General features: G+C 62.1%; 14 protein-coding genes and 1 tRNA gene. 11 read left to right on the top strand and 4 right to left on the bottom strand.

From position 1 onward, the window contains the following. Nucleotides 1-9: 9 nt before the first annotated feature. Complete coding sequence (locus K1X15_RS11910) at nucleotides 10-198, bottom strand: hypothetical protein (protein WP_220303823.1); 189 nt, start codon at nucleotides 196-198, stop codon at nucleotides 10-12. Between the two features lie 656 nt (nucleotides 199-854). On the opposite strand from K1X15_RS11910, the gene K1X15_RS11905 reads away from it, so the two are divergent. Both K1X15_RS11905 and ilvC read left to right on the top strand, forming a co-directional pair. Further along, nucleotides 855-1,502, top strand: a complete 648-nt coding sequence (locus K1X15_RS11905) for a TetR/AcrR family transcriptional regulator (protein ID WP_220303822.1) — start codon at nucleotides 855-857, stop codon at nucleotides 1,500-1,502. Between the two features lie 29 nt (nucleotides 1,503-1,531). Continuing rightward, nucleotides 1,532-2,554 (top strand): ketol-acid reductoisomerase, encoded by a 1,023-nt coding sequence (gene ilvC / locus K1X15_RS11900; RefSeq protein WP_220303821.1) that lies wholly within the window; start codon nucleotides 1,532-1,534, stop codon nucleotides 2,552-2,554. A 50-nt stretch (nucleotides 2,555-2,604) separates the two neighbouring features. Here ilvC and K1X15_RS11895 read toward each other — a convergent pair whose 3' ends face one another. Continuing rightward, nucleotides 2,605-2,811: a DUF2061 domain-containing protein gene (locus K1X15_RS11895; protein WP_220303820.1), complete on the bottom strand. Its 207-nt coding sequence runs from the start codon at nucleotides 2,809-2,811 to the stop codon at nucleotides 2,605-2,607. A gap of 161 nt (nucleotides 2,812-2,972) precedes the next feature. Between K1X15_RS11895 and K1X15_RS11890 the strand changes: the two genes are divergently transcribed. From K1X15_RS11890 to K1X15_RS11860, 7 genes are all read left to right on the top strand, one after another. Further along, entirely contained in the window at nucleotides 2,973-3,821 is an 849-nt protein-coding gene (locus K1X15_RS11890) for a helix-turn-helix domain-containing protein (RefSeq protein ID WP_220303819.1), read from the top strand. Nucleotides 3,822-3,896: 75 nt separating this feature from the next. Beyond that, nucleotides 3,897-4,361, top strand: coding sequence for a GFA family protein (locus K1X15_RS11885; RefSeq protein ID WP_220303817.1), 465 nt, complete (start codon nucleotides 3,897-3,899; stop codon nucleotides 4,359-4,361). A 3-nt stretch (nucleotides 4,362-4,364) separates the two neighbouring features. Continuing rightward, complete coding sequence (locus K1X15_RS11880; protein ID WP_220303816.1) at nucleotides 4,365-4,862, top strand: heme-degrading domain-containing protein; 498 nt, start codon at nucleotides 4,365-4,367, stop codon at nucleotides 4,860-4,862. Then, nucleotides 4,859-5,740, top strand: coding sequence for a PhzF family phenazine biosynthesis protein (locus K1X15_RS11875; RefSeq protein WP_220303814.1), 882 nt, complete (start codon nucleotides 4,859-4,861; stop codon nucleotides 5,738-5,740). Before K1X15_RS11880 ends, K1X15_RS11875 begins: the two co-directional genes overlap by 4 nt. A gap of 62 nt (nucleotides 5,741-5,802) precedes the next feature. Next, nucleotides 5,803-6,231, top strand: coding sequence for a CopD family protein (locus K1X15_RS11870; protein WP_220303813.1), 429 nt, complete (start codon nucleotides 5,803-5,805; stop codon nucleotides 6,229-6,231). A 365-nt stretch (nucleotides 6,232-6,596) separates the two neighbouring features. Then, complete coding sequence (locus K1X15_RS11865; RefSeq protein ID WP_220303811.1) at nucleotides 6,597-8,150, top strand: 2-isopropylmalate synthase; 1,554 nt, start codon at nucleotides 6,597-6,599, stop codon at nucleotides 8,148-8,150. Nucleotides 8,151-8,293: 143 nt separating this feature from the next. After that, nucleotides 8,294-9,247 (top strand): endonuclease/exonuclease/phosphatase family protein, encoded by a 954-nt coding sequence (locus tag K1X15_RS11860; RefSeq protein ID WP_220303809.1) that lies wholly within the window; start codon nucleotides 8,294-8,296, stop codon nucleotides 9,245-9,247. Here K1X15_RS11860 and K1X15_RS11855 read toward each other — a convergent pair. After that, on the bottom strand, nucleotides 9,232-10,341 hold the full coding sequence (locus K1X15_RS11855; protein WP_220303808.1) for a pyridoxal phosphate-dependent aminotransferase: 1,110 nt from the start codon (nucleotides 10,339-10,341) through the stop codon (nucleotides 9,232-9,234). The genes K1X15_RS11860 and K1X15_RS11855 overlap by 16 nt on opposite strands. A 641-nt stretch (nucleotides 10,342-10,982) precedes the next feature. On the opposite strand from K1X15_RS11855, the gene K1X15_RS11850 reads away from it, so the two are divergent. Then, nucleotides 10,983-11,058 (top strand) — tRNA-Lys (locus tag K1X15_RS11850). A gap of 91 nt (nucleotides 11,059-11,149) precedes the next feature. Here the strand turns inward: K1X15_RS11850 and K1X15_RS11845 are convergent. Further along, a complete protein-coding gene (locus K1X15_RS11845; RefSeq protein ID WP_220303806.1) occupies nucleotides 11,150-11,344 on the bottom strand; it encodes a hypothetical protein in 195 nt (64 codons plus the stop codon). A gap of 710 nt (nucleotides 11,345-12,054) precedes the next feature. Between K1X15_RS11845 and K1X15_RS11840 the strand changes: the two genes are divergently transcribed. Next, on the top strand, nucleotides 12,055-12,759 hold the full coding sequence (locus tag K1X15_RS11840; protein WP_220303805.1) for a hypothetical protein: 705 nt from the start codon (nucleotides 12,055-12,057) through the stop codon (nucleotides 12,757-12,759). Nucleotides 12,760-12,775 lie beyond the last annotated feature (16 nt).

The following is a 12,775-nucleotide window of genomic DNA, read 5'->3' as shown; positions in this document are numbered from 1 at the left end:
CGCCTTTGGCTAGGCCAGCCCGGCCCAGTCCAGCGCCTGGCGCATCATCCCGGGATTTGTCCACAGCAGGTAGATGCCTAGGGCGATGGCCGCGATGAGTGCCAGGCCGAACAGCTTCTTCATCACCGAAAAGACCAGCCAGAGCAGGATCGCGGCGCCAGTGCCGAGGATGAGGAGGCTTGTTGTATCTGTGGGCATCTGAGGCCTCTATAGCGCGGGATGCCGGTGTCTAGGAGACTGACGTGCCCAGATTGTGGCAAGGCGCGGCCCCCGGATGATTGCGGGGCGACGCCTCGAGCTGACCGGTCGAGGGGGGGGAACCGGCAGGCGGGGTATCCAATAAGGAACTTTATCCCCGCCCCCTCCATCCTCCCCCATAATCGCCCCATCACTCCCGCGCGGACGGACTGCAGCGAACTTTTGCGGGGGGAGCCGGGCGTAGCTGGGTCGCTCCAGTTGCGCGTCCAGGAAGCGGTCACCCTGCGACGAGCGTTCAATGGGGACCGAGACCTTTACGAAAAACCGGTACTTTGATCCGTCCCGAAGGGCAAATCTCTCCGGTGGAGAGATTTGAGGTGAAAAGGCCATAAGCGCTACGCGCGAATGGCTAGGGCGGCGACGTCTCTATCTACTAAATCTTACTGAGACGCACGCGCCTCGGGATACGTCCAAATGCAGAACCGGAAGCCCTGGGCCGACCGGCGCCCTGACGCGTCTGATATCTGGAGGCGTGCATTGTTGCCCAAAGCACCAGATGGCGAAAATTCCACTTGCAACGAACCGTACCGTACGGTACGCCATCGAACGGAAATACGGCGAGGCGTTCGGCTGCCGTTGGAGTGGGAGAGGTTCCCGTGGCCCTGGCCATCAAGGTCAATGAAGAGACGTTTACGCCGCGGCAGCAGGCCGTGCTGACGGCGGCTCTCGATCTGCTCGTCGAAAACGGCGACGGGCTGACCATGACGGCCGTGGCGCGCCGCGCCTCCTGCTCGAAGGAAACGCTCTACAAGTGGTTTGGCGATCGCGACGGGCTGCTGACGGCAACCGTGCAATGGCAGGCGGCCAAGGTGCGCATGCCGTTTGTCGATCGCAGCCATATCAACGTCAAGGCGCTGCGCGCCAGTCTGGAGCAGTTCGCCCGCGACCTGCTCACCACCATCATCGGTGAAGTCTCGATCACCCTCAACCGCACTGCCATCACCCATGCGGCGCAGGAAAAGGACGATCTGGGCAATATCGTGCTGGAAAACGGCCCCATGGCGATCCGGCGCCGGCTCAAGCCCATTCTCGAGGCGGCCCGTGACGCGCGCCTCCTGCGCTTCCCCAGCAGCGAGGAAGCCTATCGCACCTTTTTCGGCCTGGTTGTGCGCGACGTGCAGATCCGTCTGCTTCTCGGCGACAAGGGCCTGACCCAATCCAATGTCGAGGCCAACATCGAAGCCGATGTGAAGACCGCGGCGGATCAGTTCCTGGCCCTCTACGGGACCAAGGCAAACAGCTAAATCAAAATCGCTTTTCAGGGAGACCCCCAATGCGCGTCTATTACGATCGTGATGCCGATCTCAACATCATCAAATCCAAGAAGGTGGCCATCATCGGCTACGGTTCGCAGGGCCATGCCCATGTGCTGAACCTGCGCGATTCCGGCGTCACCAATGTCGCCGTCGGCCTGCGGCCGGGTTCGGCTTCGGCCAAGAAGGCCGAGGGCGAAGGCCTCAAGGTGATGAGCGTTGGCGAGGCTGCTGCCTGGGCCGATGTCATCATGCTGCTCACGCCCGACGAGCTGCAGGCCGATATCTACAAGGAGCACATCGAGCCCAATATCCGCGATGGCGCTGCTCTTGCCTTCGCACATGGCCTCAATGTGCACTTCAACCTGATCGAGCCCAAGTCCACCGTCGACGTGATCATGATCGCGCCGAAGGGCCCGGGCCACACCGTGCGCGGCGAATACCAGAAGGGTGGCGGCGTGCCGTGCCTGATCGCCGTTCATCACGACGCTTCGGGCAATGCCCATGACATCGCCCTGGCCTATGCTTCGGGCGTTGGCGGCGGCCGTTCGGGCGTCATCGAAACCAATTTCCGCGAGGAATGCGAAACCGACCTGTTCGGCGAGCAGGTCGTGCTCTGCGGCGGCCTGGTGGAGCTGATCCGCGCCGGCTTCGAGACGCTGGTGGAAGCCGGCTACGCTCCGGAAATGGCCTATTTCGAGTGCCTGCACGAAGTGAAGCTGATCGTCGACCTGATCTACCAGGGCGGCATTGCCAACATGAACTACTCGATTTCGAACACGGCCGAGTGGGGTGAATATGTCACCGGCCCGCGCATCATCACCTCGGAAACCAAGGCCGAGATGAAGCGCGTGCTGCACGACATCCAGTCGGGCAAGTTCACTTCAGAATGGATGCAGGAAATCAAGTCCGGCGGCGGCGCCCGCTTCAAGGCGACCCGTCGCCTGGCCGACGAGCACCCGATCGAGGAAGTCGGCGGCAAGCTGCGCGACATGATGCCCTGGATCAAGGCCGGCGCGCTGGTCGACAAGGCCAAGAACTAAGGCGCTCTGTTCGACTGAATTGAAAGGCGGGTCTGCAGACCCGCCTTTTTCTATTGCGGACCGCGGCCCCAGGAAATGCGCGCCCAGAGCCGTTCATGCAGGATGAAGCAGACGAAGCCGGAAAGCGCGCCAGAGATGGCGAGGCCGCCAGCCGCCGCCAGGCTCCCGGTTGCCAGCCAGGCCAGCGCCGTCATGGTGACCAGGCCCAGCAATTGCCAGGTGATGGCTTTGACGATGGAACGGGCAGGGCTTTCCAAGCTTATCCTCCTGTGCTGCGGGGGTGATAGAGTGCTGTTGGCAGTGCTGATGTCAGTCCGCGGGCGGGGAGACAAGGTGGGAGTGGTGACGTCCTGCGACAGTTTGGTGCGTTCTGCCGCTTTTGTTGTTTTCTATCACCAAGCGTGGCAAAAGCCTGCAAATGGACAAGCGTGAACGGGCCGAAATCTTCAAGCAAAGACTGACCGATGCCGTGGATCGGGCAGGGTGGTCGCAAACGCGACTGGCGCAATCGGCCGGACTCGATCGGTCCACGGTGTCGCAATTGCTGGTCGCCGAAGAGCCTCGCCTGCCCAGCGGACAGGCGCTGGCCGAAATCGCCGCGGCGCTGCAGGTTTCCTCGGATTGGCTGCTTGGTCTCTCCAACCACCGGGGTGCCGCGAGCGAAATCCTCGAACAGGCCGTGCAGATGACCGAGGCGGCGCGCCATCCGGTCGACGAGCAGGTGCAGCGATGGACGGCAGAGGTTCTCGGCGCCAAGATTCGACACGTGCCGGCTGGACTGCCCGATATCTTCAAGACCGACGATGTCCATCAGTTCGAATATGAGACGGCGGTCCGCCGCACGCCGCGCCAGGCGATCAGCGATTCCGAGGCGCAGCTGGCGCTGTTGCGCCGTCTCGATACCGACATGGAAATGGCGCTGCCGGTGCAGGTGATGGAGAGCTTTGTCGCCGGGGAATGGCTATGGAAAGGCCTGCCCGCTGATGTGCGCCGTCGGCAGCTGGAGGCCATGGCGGCGGCGCTGGAGGAATTCTATCCATCGGCGCGGCTCTATGCTTTCGACCAGCGCGAGCTCTATTCCGTGCCCTTCTCGGTCTATGGACAGCATCGCGTGGCAATCTATGTAGGGCAGCGCTATCTCGCCTTTACCGCTCCGCACTATGTCCGCCTGATGGCCCGGCATTTTGACGATCTGGTGCGGGCGGCCACCGTTCACGGTCATGAAGCGGCCCAGTGGGTTGCGTCCCTGGCGCGGGAGGTGCGCTAGGTGGAAGACCGTCGGCTACACTTCAAATCAACACGCAACTGCCCTAGAACCGTCCGGCACAACAGGGAGGGCAAGATGGCGTTGCCGGAATTTCCAGTCGAGGGTGGGTGCTCCTGCGGAGCGGTGCGGTATCGTCTGAAGGCGTCGCCGCTCAGCGTCTACAATTGCCATTGCAAGGACTGCCAGCGCTATTCGGGCGCGGCATGGTCCATGTCGATGATCGTCAGGGAAGACGATTTCGAGGTGCTGACCGGTGTCACCGAGGTCTATGACCGCAAGGCCGACAGCGGCAATGTCATAGCCATGAACTTTTGTGCCAAGTGTCACACCTGGCTGTGGAATGTGCCGCCCGCAGGTGGCATCAAGGTGGTCCGCGCAGGGTCGCTGGACAATATGGACTGGACGCGTCCGGTGGGAAATATCTGGACCGACAGCAAGGCCGGCTGGGTCGACATCGATCCCGCGCTCGCCAATTTCGACAAGGGCATCGCCGACCGGACGCCGCTTTTCGAGGCCTGGACCCGCTCCCATCAGGATTGAGACATGGACAACCAAGACGAGATCGCGCTGGTCAAGCGCCAGGAAACCGAACTTGTACTGCCCGAATTCAGCGAGGCGATCGCGTTCGAGATCGGCTCCATGATCCGGAACCGGGCACTGGAGGAGGGCCTGTCGCTGGTCGTGGACATCAGGACCTGGGACCGGCAATTGTTCTTCTCGGCGACGCCGGGCACAACTGCCGACAATGCCGAATGGGTGCGGCGCAAGGTCAACTCCGTCCGCCGCTTCCAGCGCGCCAGCTATCGGCTGGTGCTGGAGCGCGGCGAAGAGCCGTTTCCGGTGCAGTCGGGTGCCGATCCGGCCGACTATGTCATTGCCGGTGGGGGCTTCCCCATAAGCGTGCCGGGGGCCGGCATTGTTGGCGCTTTGACCATTTCCGGCCTGCCCGGACGCAGGGATCACGGCGTGGCCGTCGATGCGCTGTGTGATCATCTCGGCAAGCCGCGCGCCGATTATGCCCTGCCTGAGGTCGCCAATTGAAACTCCCCTATCTGATCCTCGACGTGTTTACCCGCAACGCCCTCAAGGGCAATGCGCTCGCCGTGGTGCCCAAGGCAGACGGGTTGATGGACAACGAAATGCAGGCCATCGCGCGGGAGTTCAATCTCAGCGAGACCGTGTTCATCTGCAAGCCGCAGAACGAACGCAACAGCGCGGCGCTGCGCATCTTCACGCCCTATCAGGAGTTACCCTTTGCCGGACACCCGACTGTGGGTGCTGCGGTGACCCTGGGTCTTAACAGCCGGGCCTCGGCCATTCGGATGGAAGAGAAGGTGGGGCTGGTGACGGCCCTGTTCGAGCGGATCGACCGCCGGACGGGGGAAGCGCGCTTTACCTTGCCGCGTCTCCCGCTGCGCATCGCCGACCTACCGGACCGGCTGGGTATTGCCCAGGCGTTGGGGATCGAGGTCGAGGACATTGGCTGCGATGTTTACAAGCCGGCCGTGTTTTCCGCCGGTGTGACCTTTCACCTGATCCCGGTCCGGGATGCCGCAGTGCTCAAGCGGATCACAATCAACCGGAGCGCGTGGAACGAGGTGTTCCATCACGAACACCACTCGGCCTATGTCTTCACCTTGACGCCTGAGGAAAAGGACAACGATATCGCGGCTCGCATGTTCGGCATGGATATAGGGGAGGACCCGGGCACCGGTTCGGCGGCCGCTGCCCTTATCGGTTTGCTGGCCGAACAGGCGATTGGCACAGGTCAGTCCGACTTCGTGCTGCGCCAGGGGCATGAGATGGGGCGGCCGTGTCGCATCACCATGCAGTTGCGCAAGGAAAACGACATGCTGCAGCACGGAGCCATTGGCGGGCAGGCCGTCGTGGTGGGCGAGGGCGTGCTGGACCTCGATTGACCACTTCCTCTATGCCGCGCCGGTGCTAATATCCGGCGCGGGACAAGGCAGGGGGAGCGGCGATGGAGATCGTCATCAATCTACTCATCTGGGTGCATATCATAGCGTTCGTGGCCGGCGGCTCGAACTCTGTGGTTGGGCCGGTCATTGGCGGACGAATTGGGTCCGCCACGCCGGAGCAGAGAGCCGGCTATTTCGGGGTGATGAACACGCTGGCGCAGGTTGGCAAGGTGGCGATGGTCACGCTGCTCGTGACCGGCCCGCTGATCCTGTTCCTCAAATATGGGGGGCTGGGCGGCGCCTCGATCTGGTTCTGGATCAAGATGGTGCTGGTGGCGCTGATGCTGGCGGCCATCATCTATGGCGGCATCCAGTTCAAGAAGTCGCAGAGCGGCGATGCCGAGGCTGGCCACCGGGCCGAAACGGCTCATCGCATCACCGGGCTGGCTTTCCTGGGTGTCTTGCTGTCGGCGGTGCTGGCCTTCAACTGAAGGGCGGCGCGCCGAGCCGCCAGCGAAGCACAAAAAAGTAACATTATCCCCCCGGCCGGTCTTGCACCGCCGGGCGGTTTCGCGCATTGTTCATGCCAACGACAAGCGTACCCGAGCGTACCCGATGCAGCGCCGCCGCGCCAAAGCCATTGCGATTGCACAGACCGAGGCCTTGAAGGCCCGTCTGGTGCTGGCTGCTGGCCTTTTGCTGCTTCCCGCGCTCCTTCTCCTTCTTATCAGCCCCTGATCACCGGCAGCTCGGACTAGCGAGCGGGTCGTCAGGGGATTGCGCCATCAACCGAACATCAGAAATGTCCGGTCCAGCGAGATTTTGCCTCGGGGCCGATAGGAAACAAGAGAAGCAAATGTCCGTCGACAGCAACAAAGAACGCGTCTTCATCTTCGACACCACGCTGCGCGATGGCGAGCAATCGCCCGGTGCAACGATGACGCTGGAGGAAAAGCTCCAGGTGGCCGAGGCGCTGGACGAGATGGGCGTCGACATCATCGAGGCAGGCTTCCCTATCGCCTCCAATGGTGACTTCGAAGCCGTGGTGGCCGTGGCCAAGCAGGTCAAGAAGGCAACGGTGGCCGGCCTGGCGCGCGCCATCTCGGCCGATATCGACCGCGCCGGCGAAGCTGTGCGCCATGCCCGCAAGGGGCGCATTCACACCTTTGTCTCGACCTCGCCGATTCATCTGGCCCATCAGATGAAGAAGACCGAGGACGAGGTCATCGAGATCATCGCCCGCACCGTGGCGCAGGCGCGCAACCTGGTCGACGATGTCGAATGGTCGGCCATGGATGCCACGCGCACCCCGATCGAATTCCTCAAACGCTGTGTCGACACGGCCATCAAGGCTGGCGCGACGACGATCAACCTGCCAGATACGGTGGGCTACGCAGTGCCCGAAGAGCATTTCCGCATGTTCAAGACCATCATCGAGAGCGTGCCGGGCGCCGACAAGGCGATCTTCTCGGTGCACTGCCATGACGATCTGGGCATGGCCGTCGCCAATTCGCTGGCGGGGGTGGCCGGTGGCGCGCGGCAGATCGAATGCACGATCAATGGCCTGGGCGAGCGGGCCGGCAATGCGGCTCTGGAAGAAGTGGTGATGGCGCTGCGCACGCGTGGCGACGCCATGCCCTATTACACCGAGATCGACAGCACCCAGCTCTCGCGGGCCAGCCGCATCGTTTCGGCAGCGTCCAATTTTCCGGTGCAGTACAATAAGGCCATCGTGGGCAAGAACGCCTTTGCCCATGAGAGCGGCATCCATCAGGACGGCATGCTCAAGAACGCCGAGACCTACGAGATCATGACCCCGGCCAGCGTCGGCATCAAGGAGACGACCTTGGTCATGGGCAAGCATTCGGGTCGCGCTGCCTTCAAGGACAAGCTCAAGGAACTGGGCTACGAGCTGGGCGACAATGCCTTCCAGGAAGCTTTCCAGCGCTTCAAGGACCTGGCGGACCGCAAGAAGCATGTCTACGACGCCGATATCATCGCCCTGGTCGATGACGAGGTTGGTTCGGTTGGTGATCGCATCCGGCTGGTCGATATGGAGGTTGTCTCCAAGACCGGCGGCGTGCATCGCTGCGACCTGACTGTCACCATTGACGGTGAGGAATCAAAAGTGTCCTTCGAGGGGACCGGTTCGGTGGACGCGATTTTCAACGCCATCAAGGCCGCCTCCGGCCAGGACCCGCACCTGGTGCTGTACGCGGTCGACGGCGTGACCGGCGGCACCGACGCGCAGGCCTCGGCTCATGTGCGTCTCGAGATGAATGGCCGCATCGCGTCGGGCAATGCCGCCGAGCCGGATACGCTGGTGGCCTCGGCCCGCGCCTATCTCAACGCCCTCAACCGCGTCATGATCGAGCGCGGGGCCTCGGCGCAAGGCGCCCTGGCCGGCTAGGCTTCCATTTTTGGCCATCCGGGCAGTCGTCCGGGTGGCTTGCCCGAGGGGCAGGCCTGATCCGCATGAGCAAGGCTTGTGCGGCCGGCGGGAAACTGGTCTAGCCTTTGACCGATCGGTTTTGGGATCGGGGACAGCGCAGCATGGTCAATCTTTCCGAACTCCGCGGCGGGCTGCTCGTCCTGGCGGGCGTGGTTGTTGTCCTGCTGCTGCTGGCAACGATTACGCCGGGCCTGCCGGGCGAATTGCTGCTGCAGAGCCTGCGCTTTCATATCATTGCCGGGGGGCTGGCGCTGCTTGTCGTCATGCTGGTGGCGGGGCTGCGCTGGCGGGCACTGATTTTCCTGTTCCTGCTAGGTGCGGCCGCAACACATGGCGCGGTCCAGCTGATGGAAATGCATGCCCGGCGCGATGAGCCACTGCCGGGCGGGCCGGCGACGACGCTGGACGTGCTGAGCTACAATGTGCTCACCGGCAATCTCCGCGCCGAGGAGGCCGCGCGCTATATTGTCGAAACGTCGCCGGATGTTGCGGTGATCATGGAGACGCCGGGCATCGAGGACTATCTCGACGAAATCGCGACCGTCCTGCCCTATCGCGTCGGCTGCACGGGGCCAGGGGCGGCCTGTGACCTTTCGATCCATTCAAAATACCCGATCCTGGACGGGCAAATCCATCGCATGTGGCCGTTCCGCTTTGAGCGTTTGCTCACGGCCCGCATCGAGAAGGACGGGGTGCCGGTCACCGTGGTCGGCGTTCACTATTCAAAACCCTATTTCGACTATGCCTCATGGGCCGAGACGGAACAGTTCCTTCGCATATTGGGGCGGCTGGAGGGTGACCTGATCATCTCCGGCGACTTCAATGCGGCCCCCTGGTCCGACACGCTCGAGGCCCTTGCGCGCGAGGCGGGGCTGGCGCCGGCGCCGACCCATCCGGCCACATGGCCTGTCATTGCCGGTCCTTTGGGCGTTCCCATCGACAACATGTTCACCCGTGGCAATGCGCGTATTCTCCAGATCGCTGCGGGCGAGGACAGCTTCGGCTCCAATCATCGCTATTTGCGCGCCGAAGTGGGGCTCTATCCCGCGCGCTGAGCGCGCTCGATCGCTAACGGCATGGCCTCGGCCAGGATGTCGAGCGCCTGGTCCGGACCGGCGCTGATGCGGATATGCTGATCGAGCCCGGGCGCCGACGGCTTGCGGACGAACACCCCCTGCTCGGCCAGGGCCTCCAGTACCGCAACGGCAAAGGGCCCGTCCCGTCCACAGTCGACGGCAACGAAATTGGTGGCCGAGGGCAGGGCGCGGAGACCGTTGTCCGCCGCAATGGATGCGATGCGCGTGCGGGCCCCCGCGATGGCGTCGACGGCCCAGCGCAAATAGTCCTGGTCGGCCAGGGCGGCGAGCGCGGCCACCTGGGCCTGTTTGTTGACGCCAAAATGGTTGCGGATGCGATTGAAGGCGCCGATCAGCCGACGATGCCCGATGGCGTAGCCACAGCGCAGGCCGGCCATGCCATAGGCCTTGGAGAAGGTGCGCAGACGCAACAGGTTGGGGCGGTTGGTGTCGAGCGGCAGTGGCACCTCCGGCGCAGTCTCCATATAGGCCTCATCGAGAACGATGAGGCAGGATTCGGGTACTGCGTCGATGAAGCGGGCGATGTCCGCCGCCGGCCAGAACGAGCCCATGGGATTGTCCGGATTGGCCAGGTAGACCATTCTCGCATCGACTTCCCGTGCCTTGGCGGCAAGGGCTTCGGGGTCTTCGTGCACGCCGGCATAGGGCACAAAGCGCAGGTCACCACCGAAGCCGACCACGTGGTAGTTGAAGGTCGGGTAAGCGCCCAGAGAGGTCACGACGATGTCGCCAGGGGCGATGAAGAGGCGCACCAACAGACCCATCAGTCCGTCGATGCCTTCGGAAATGGTGACCTCTTCGCTGCCGATGCCCAGATGCGCGGCGAGGGCCCTGCGCAGTTCGTAGTTCTCGGGATCCGGATAGGTCCAGACTTCGGGCGCAGCCTCACGCAGGGCGGCGATAACCCTTGGGCTGGGGCCGAATCCCGATTCGTTGGCTCCGATCCGGGCGCGGGTGCGTATTCCGGTGCGACGTTCGATAGCCTCCGGCCCAACGAAGGGCACTGTTTCAGGCAAGGTCTCGACGACGGCGGTGAAAGGTGGGTGGGACACTTCTAGACCTTGAGCTACGATTCCGGTGCGATCTTACCGCGATGAGCGGCGCGTGGAAGATGTGTTGCTCGCGCACGAATTTGTTGCCCCGAAGTTTTGCACAGTGACCGTACCGCTTGCCAGGAGCCAAAACCCCGGGTTCAGGCGCTCTCCGGGCGGAAGGGATTTCCGCACAGTTTGCCTCAAATGCAGGCAAAGCGAGCAAGGAGTGGAGAACTATGGCGGCCCACCTTGGTGCTGCGCCACCCAGGCGATTCTGCGACCATTTTCATCTTAAGGAGACTGCGCGTGCCTCCCACCTACGTGCTAGCGCGTGATCATTTGCAGCGTGCCGCCACCATCCTGCAGGGGACGGACCAGCGATCACGGCAATTACGCCACATCATTGAACGTACCATCGGATTGCTCGACGAGTCCCGGCCAGAAAGGCCCCAACCATCCAGCAACGTGCTGGAACTGGACGATTATCGTCATCGACGCCAGTAGGCATTGGACGCCCGGCTCACTGGCCGGGCGCCACGATCGGGGACGGACGAGCGCCCCGAACATTATCCACACAATCTGGATTTCGGTGCTGGACAGGGCGGAATCGCCCTGCTAGAGAGGCGCCACTTTGGTGCCGGCGTGCTTCAAAAGCCCCCGGGTGCATAGCTCAGATGGTAGAGCAGCTGACTCTTAATCAGCGGGTCCAAGGTTCGAGTCCTTGTGCACCCACCAAAGCCTTCTTGTAACTACCTGAAATTACAAGAGAATACGCAAAGGGCGCCATTGGCGCCCTAAGTTGTTTCATAAGCTCGTTGGGGTAGGGCTACGCGACAGCCGCAGCGTCGAGCTCGACGATCTTGTCCAGCACCACTTCGGCCAGGTCAGGATGGGTCTCGCTGAACAGCAAGTAGAGCTCGCCCCAGGTCACGGGCGTATTGGCCGCGCATGGTCTGGGCGGTGCGACTGGTTTGCCTATTGGCATGACGTCGCGGATAGGGACGATCTTGGATTCGGTCATGGTTGCACTCCGGATCGGCTTGTGAAGGCCGCACCAGGGTCGGCCTGGCACCGGGAGCTTCACAACGCGTCCAGAGAACACGCCCGGCCGCTTTTCCCTCGAAAGGGTCTTGCATGGCGGTCGGACTCCCGGCATAAGGATGCCGGTCACGCCGACGTGAAGTCGGCATGGTGTTTTTCGTCTCCGGTCCTTGCAGGGACTTACGACGCTCTGGATGCAATAGGCCTTGCAGGGCCGATCGCGGGAGTTGTGAAGCTCCGCTTTCCACCCTACCGATCCGTTACTTAACGAAAAGTGAAAATCCTCCCTTGCAGGGGTGGATGGTTCACTATTTCTGCTTGACCGTGCAACCGATTTAGGGTTGCGGCGTTCGCGCGCGTGAGGCATCCAAGGACTATGTCAAAGAACCAAGATGAACCACGCCTCCTGACACGCGAGCAGGCGGCTTCCTACTGTGGCTATAGCAGATCCGGCTTTAGCCGCCTCGTAGCCAATGGCGCACTGCCAGGGCCAATCCCTGGACTTGCCAGGTGGGACAAAAAAGCGATCGATGCGAAACTGGACCGCATCAGCGGCTTGAACACACCTGCCAATGACGAGCCACTGACATGGGAGAAGTGGGAACAGATGAACCCGGATCATGACTAGCGCGGCCGGCTGGCGCCGGTCGAAGGTTTGAGGCGGGATTACGAGCCGGGAGTGGTTCTCTGATGACAAACTCGCCCGGTTGGGCCGTCAGCATCGAAGGTGAAAAAGTAGACCTTGAGGACTTGGCTGAATGGCTAAAACCACCTTCTAGCCCCTGGATCGAAACGTACGAAAACGAGGGGAAGCTGGTTTACCTGCTGCGATCGAAGCAATGGTCCGCATTCAATGAGGGCGCTGATGTTATTCGAGACGCGGAGAGGCTAGTCGGCTTGCTGCACGGGCAAGCTTTGCTGATACAGCCCGATGCGCGCCCGTTTAAAACCGGAACCGTCTTCAGATTTGGTGACGCAGGGAACAAGCAGCCCGTTGTGGTCCCAATAAGCGCAAAAATGACGCTCTCCCTAGGGCGAGTGCGCGTTAGGATCATAACTGGCAAGAAAGAGTCTACCGAGCCATCCCGAATGCAGAAGTGGATTTCTGACGCCGAGTCCGACAGCCTTAAGAGCGATCTCTTCGCCCACTTGGCGCGTGCAGACAACTGGTTCGACCTGTACAAATCCATGGAGCTGGCCCAGAGACTTCTGGGAGGTAACAAGCCCGCCGCAAAGGTTATCGGGAGTGATTGGTCGGAGTGGACGAAAGTCTGGCAAATGGCAAATTGCGCGAGACATGCTCCTGACCCCGTGAAGTACCCGCTTCCCGATCCACCGCGTGAGTTTGGGCCTTCGCGACAATTCGTCTTGAAGGTTCTGACTCGGATCCTTTAGATCTCGGCCAACTACT

The organism is Devosia salina (genome assembly GCF_019504385.1).
Lineage (GTDB): Bacteria > Pseudomonadota > Alphaproteobacteria > Rhizobiales > Devosiaceae > Devosia > Devosia salina.
This window is presented reverse-complemented; position numbering and strand designations above follow the sequence as displayed.

Coding starts and splice junctions, on each gene's coding strand:
- K1X15_RS11885 (WP_220303817.1), top strand. CDS start 3,897: ATGGCGTTGCCGGAATTTCCAGTCGAGGGTGGGTGCTCCTGCGGAGCG.
- K1X15_RS11845 (WP_220303806.1), bottom strand. CDS start 11,344: ATGACCGAATCCAAGATCGTCCCTATCCGCGACGTCATGCCAATAGGC.
- K1X15_RS11865 (WP_220303811.1), top strand. CDS start 6,597: ATGTCCGTCGACAGCAACAAAGAACGCGTCTTCATCTTCGACACCACG.
- ilvC (WP_220303821.1), top strand. CDS start 1,532: ATGCGCGTCTATTACGATCGTGATGCCGATCTCAACATCATCAAATCC.
- K1X15_RS11860 (WP_220303809.1), top strand. CDS start 8,294: ATGGTCAATCTTTCCGAACTCCGCGGCGGGCTGCTCGTCCTGGCGGGC.
- K1X15_RS11870 (WP_220303813.1), top strand. CDS start 5,803: ATGGAGATCGTCATCAATCTACTCATCTGGGTGCATATCATAGCGTTC.
- K1X15_RS11890 (WP_220303819.1), top strand. CDS start 2,973: ATGGACAAGCGTGAACGGGCCGAAATCTTCAAGCAAAGACTGACCGAT.
- K1X15_RS11880 (WP_220303816.1), top strand. CDS start 4,365: ATGGACAACCAAGACGAGATCGCGCTGGTCAAGCGCCAGGAAACCGAA.
- K1X15_RS11840 (WP_220303805.1), top strand. CDS start 12,055: ATGACAAACTCGCCCGGTTGGGCCGTCAGCATCGAAGGTGAAAAAGTA.
- K1X15_RS11910 (WP_220303823.1), bottom strand. CDS start 198: ATGCCCACAGATACAACAAGCCTCCTCATCCTCGGCACTGGCGCCGCG.